This window comes from Halorubrum sp. C191 (genome assembly GCF_002727095.1).
Classification (GTDB): Archaea; Halobacteriota; Halobacteria; order Halobacteriales; family Haloferacaceae; genus Halorubrum; species Halorubrum ezzemoulense.
In genome coordinates, this window is the sequence record NZ_NHNZ01000231.1 from 1 (window position 1) to 5033 (window position 5033).

General features: G+C 52.8%; 3 protein-coding genes and 1 pseudogene. 2 read left to right on the forward strand and 2 right to left on the reverse strand.

Annotated features, from left to right (window positions below):
• Nucleotides 1-72: 72 nt before the first annotated feature.
• On the reverse strand, nt 73-999 hold the full coding sequence (locus tag Z052_RS19465) for an iron transporter (protein WP_241898021.1): 927 nt from the start codon (nt 997-999) through the stop codon (nt 73-75).
• 425 nt (nt 1000-1424) lie between these two features.
• Between Z052_RS19465 and Z052_RS19470 the strand changes: the two genes are divergently transcribed.
• Nucleotides 1425-2201, forward strand: a complete 777-nt coding sequence (locus tag Z052_RS19470; RefSeq protein ID WP_094520517.1) for an SDR family oxidoreductase — start codon at nt 1425-1427, stop codon at nt 2199-2201.
• 895 nt (nt 2202-3096) lie between these two features.
• Here the strand turns inward: Z052_RS19470 and Z052_RS19480 are convergent.
• On the reverse strand, nt 3097-4089 hold the full coding sequence (locus Z052_RS19480; protein ID WP_094520519.1) for a hypothetical protein: 993 nt from the start codon (nt 4087-4089) through the stop codon (nt 3097-3099).
• Nucleotides 4090-4883: 794 nt separating this feature from the next.
• On the opposite strand from Z052_RS19480, the pseudogene Z052_RS19485 reads away from it, so the two are divergent.
• Nucleotides 4884-5033, forward strand: a pseudogene (locus tag Z052_RS19485) (IS630 family transposase); the annotation flags it as partial.

The window sequence follows — 5033 nt, forward strand, 5'->3', positions numbered from 1 at the left end:
GGTAAGAGACAGCGCTGAAGCGCGAGGCTTTCTCCTCGATTCTCCGTAATCAACAGTCTGTCGCCACCATCGCTACGCCGACTGCTGATCGTTGACGGTGAAGTTGATGTCTTCCATTGCCCCGGTTTCACCACCGAAGGCCGTTTCATACCCCTCGTGACGCGCTGTCTGCGGCTGAAGCGTCGGCGAGAGTGTCAGCTTGTCACCGGACTGGACGGCGTCAACGACAGCGCCATAGTGGTAGCCGAGGGATGGGTCCAGCGTCCGAGTGAGCCGTTGGTTAGAGAGTATCTCACCGTCGCGAGTCTGTGCCGCTGAGAGGCTCATCGCCGGGAGTACCATACGGTTACACTGTGACCGCGCTGAGACGGCGAGATACTGTCCCTGACCAACAACGCCTGCCGGAGGGGAGTCAAGCACCGTGGTCACGAAAACGGCCCCATCGGTACTGCCGGTGCCAACGACGCGGCCGGGGAGGACGTCTGCCCGGGGTGCAATCGAACTTGGGAGCATTTCCATCGCCATGGGGTCGACAGCACCGGAGGATCCAGCGTCCTCAAGCCGGCGAAAACTGATATTGTCTCGTTTCGATTCACTGTACTCAAATGGGATTCTCGCGGTTACAGGTTGTTCGAACCGGTCTTGAAATAAGTCGGTCCGTCGAGTCGATAAGCCACCAACACTAAGCCGGACATCGTAGGTGCCGTCCCCGTCAAGTCCGAAGTTTGCTCCGTAGTGAAATCCCATTGGCTGTGACAGCATCGGGTAGATAGCCTCTTGAGAGATGAGTTCACTGTCGCGGTAGATCTCAACACTCAACCCCGTTTCAGGAAGGATCGTTTGGGTTTCAGAATCCCAGACGCTAGCCATCAGATGGATATCGTCGTCAGGCCCAATCTCGGTCAGCGACGTGGTTTCACCGTTGACGTTCCAAAATCGGTGGGCGTAGCTGTACATCAGTCCAAAGCCGTAATCGCCCTGCTCAGTAGTTCCAACCATCTGCATTCCCTCAACGTGGCCCGGCAAATAGATCCCGTTAGGACGATTTTCGACAATAGCAGGAGCACGCGGGGACCGAGAATTAACCTGGCCAGCGCAGCCGGCAAGGCTAGTGGCGGTGGCTACCCCGAGACCAGCTTCGAGAAATGTACGGCGATCCATGGCAATACGTACGGGAGAGACCGAAAAGTGGGTTTTGATGCCCTCCGCCGCCGACAACCGGGTGGAGCCATCAGGGAAACCGATCAGTTAGTAGGAGAGTTGTAGGCGATACATATTCCACCTATTGTGATCAATTCAAGTTTGTGTCGACAACAATGGATCATATACATCGCCTCCTAAGAATCCCCCCAAATTAGGTAACCCAAGAATAAAAAGGTATATCACGAACGTTTATTTACAAATGGGAACATGTTAGCTACACCATGTCTGGTCCCCTGCTTGACGGGAAGACGGCTGTGATCACTGGTGGTTCGAGCGGCAACGGACGCTCTATCGCGGAGACATACGCCGCGGAGGGTGCGGACATCGTTGTCGCCGATATTCAGGAAGCACCACGAGAGGGTGGTACGCCGACTCACGAACTCGTTATCGACGAGTACGATGTCGACGCGACGTATGTAGAATGTAACGTGACGAATCTTGACGACCTCGAAGCGGCCGTCGATGCCGCGGACGAATTTGGTGGCATTGACGTGATGGTAAACAACGCGGGTATCTTCCGCCAAGAGACGTTCGTCGACACCGACGAAGACGCCTTCGACCAGATGATGGATATCAACGTCAAGGGAGTCTACTTTGGCGCGCAGTACGCTGCCCGCAAAATGGTTGAGAACGGTGGTGGGAGCATTATCAACATGTCGAGCAACGCCGGTCTCGAAGGGAGTGCAGGCTTCGTCACCTACTGTACATCAAAAGGTGCGGTCCGACTGATGACGTACGCGCTCGCCGACGAGTTGGGGCCTGAGAACATCCGAGTGAACGCGATTCATCCGGGCGCTATCGAGACGGCAATGCTCAAAGAGGACGTCGAGATCGTCGGGACAGAGGCTGAAGAGGGTTATCGCCAGACGATCCCGCTACGTCGGCTCGGTCAACCAGAGGATGTTGCTGATGCCGCACTCTATCTAGCGAGCGACCTCGCGTCCTACGTTAGTGGGGAGTCACTATACGTCGACGGTGGGATGACAAATTCCGGATAACTGAGCAGCGTCTCCAGGTATTTGATTCCCATAGAAAGTTCGATACAAAAGCAGAAGGCAGGTTCGTGTTTGAATATCAATAGGTGTTATAAAAATATTCACAAAAATCTGATTTTGTCTGGGATTCGATGAATTAGCTGTCAGGACGAGTATACGCATTGAGTGCCGAGGATTCTGCCAGATCAGGGAGATAACTCGATAGCTGTGCGAGATACACAGCGCACGTATGATCAACGTGTCCGTGCCTAGCTCAAGACAATCAGGGAGTCATTTTGCTCCCTAGTAGATAGGCTGGTATAATCGCGAGCAGTGACATCACAAACCCGATAATAGGAGTAAGTCCGAGGAAGAACGTGGTCATTGGCACATCAATTACACCGGTGAGAGACATGAACGCTACGTAGACTGGGAGTCCAGTGGTCATAACCAGAACGATAGTAGCAATCTTCCGCTTGTCTTGCTTAGTCAGATCCTGAGTGAGAGAGGATAGGTGACCCATGTTGCTCGATTCGCTCTCACCTGTATAGTTCTTATTCGATTGCCGAACACATACTGCGAAGAATTGTGGACCGGCTTGACTCTATCCGATAGATACATCCTCTGTGCCGAACGATTCACGTGTCAGTAAGCAAGGGATGTGAACTGCTCTCTAATGCCTTAGTGCCGCTTCAACGCTGAACTGCTAGAAACAACTGATAGACGGTCTGTAGGGTGAATCTAGAAGCTCACAACTGAAGGCCCACTAGCTATCAATAGATTTCACCAGACGATTGGTGAGCAGTACATGAGAAGACTGCTCATCCAACTGGGCCGATACTCTTGATCGGTAGCGAGCACCCACCTAGGGCTGACGTCGACCGTAGCGTGTCTCCCCTCGTCACGCCGCCAGACCAACTCATCGGTCGGCATTCGAGCGCGTGTGATACGACTGTCCAGACTTGAATTCGGTCAGTTCCTCGATCCGCGATTCGAGCTCTTCGACTTCGTCGCGAAGCTGGTCGGCGTCGTCAGCATCGCTCGCCGCAAGTTGGTCTTTCAGCCCTTGGAGCCGCGTCTCCTTGCGGTCTTCGTCCACCTCGGCTTTCCGAACGTACTCGGTTTCTTCAATCTCGTAGACATCGCTTTCAGCAACATCAGTCACCTCAAGGGCGTCGTCAACCTTCCCGCGATCAACGCTCACCACCCGATCACGGTCGATCCCGGCTGATTCGAGCGTGTCCAGCACCTCGTCGTCATCTTTGAGCGAGCGGTTCGTCCGAGCCGTCCGCTGGACTGAGCCGTACGATCCCGAGACCGGTCGGTCGTGATGGAGTCGATCTAAGAGCGTGTCCGCGATCTCCTTGCGGAGGTCGTTGGCGTTCCGTTGAACGTCCGAGAGCAAGGTATACAGGTCGATGAGTGTCCCTGTTTCGACCTCTTCGAGCGCTGTAACCTCGTGGCGTTCCAGCGCGTCGACGAGCAACAGCGCATCCGCGTAGACGTCGAGATCGGGTTCTGTCCGTTCGTCTGGAGCAGGGTCAGAAGACCGGCCCTCGTCCAGTAACAATGAGGTGGTTGGTGCTTCAGTCTCGATGATCACACCTCGGTCGTCGTTCACCTCAAATCGTGGATGGAGACTCAATACTGTCGGGTATGGATCTGCATCGGGTGGGAGTCGATCAAGGTCGAACCCATCGGTAGAGTCGGTGACACGCCGATATAGTGTCTCGAACTGATCTTTTTGAAGCGGTCGCGACTCACCGCTATCTGAGAATCTGATGATGACACGGTGTTCCTGGACGCCAGTTATCTGAAACCGGTCGTTCGAGAGTGGTGTCCGGAGCGTCGCTCCTTCCGGGAGGTCATCTAACCGCTCAAGGAGATTGTGCCAGCTGACCCGAAACGACATATCTGTTGTGAGAGAGCGAGATGCTAAATGTCTGACGTTGTTCACAGAGATTATCGATGGGTTCGTCATCGGGTGGTGATAGTCACTTCTTGGTTGTGGTGACGGAGGTGAAATATAACAGGAAGATACGACTGGGTCCACGGATTCAACATATTTTACCACTAGACGCACCCCTCTGTCGACTTGTTCAACAAAACCACCTGTATATAGAGGGTCACCTCTATCGATTTGTTTCGCGAGGAGTTACCCATAGGAGATCGGTATTGAATTAGTGGAGAGAAGTTCTTTCCACGCCCTAGTGGGAGGTTTCCATTTCTGATCAAAATTGAGCATAGGATCACTCCTACACGTAGTCGGGGGATTCACCACGACCGTGTCCCTAGGACCACACACCCACCCCTATCGATTTGTTCTAACGAGAAAGAGTGGTGAGGTGGGTCAATCACGGGGGAGCCAAGGTGGATATGGTTAATCAGAATAATATCCTTCGGCTAAATCCATCTTTATAAATTCGATTCTGTTATAATTGGTGTGTAGAAAGGGGGTTGAACAAATCGATAGGAGTGGGTGTAGAGTAGTTAGTCGAAGAAATAAAAGGAGCAACAAGACATCACTCGCCACAGTGTACAAGAACTCCGATCCTGGTCTTCGTCGCTTGGTTTCTTGACTTCTTATTTAATATCCTATTAGGAGGAGAATATAGCGACGAAGAGTGATTAGAACAAATCGATAGACGTGTGTTCTTCTATACTCAACGTCGGAAGTTTTGAGACACAGAAGCTCATCGTTTGAGTATGTCCAAGGACGGGAACAAGATTCCCGATCTTTCAGTTGAGCGCGTCCGCGAGCAGCTCGCGGACGAGCGTGATCCGAAAGCAATCAAACGGCTCACTACTGCACGCGAATATCTCGCTGGGCTATCTCCAGATAAGATCGAGGAAAAA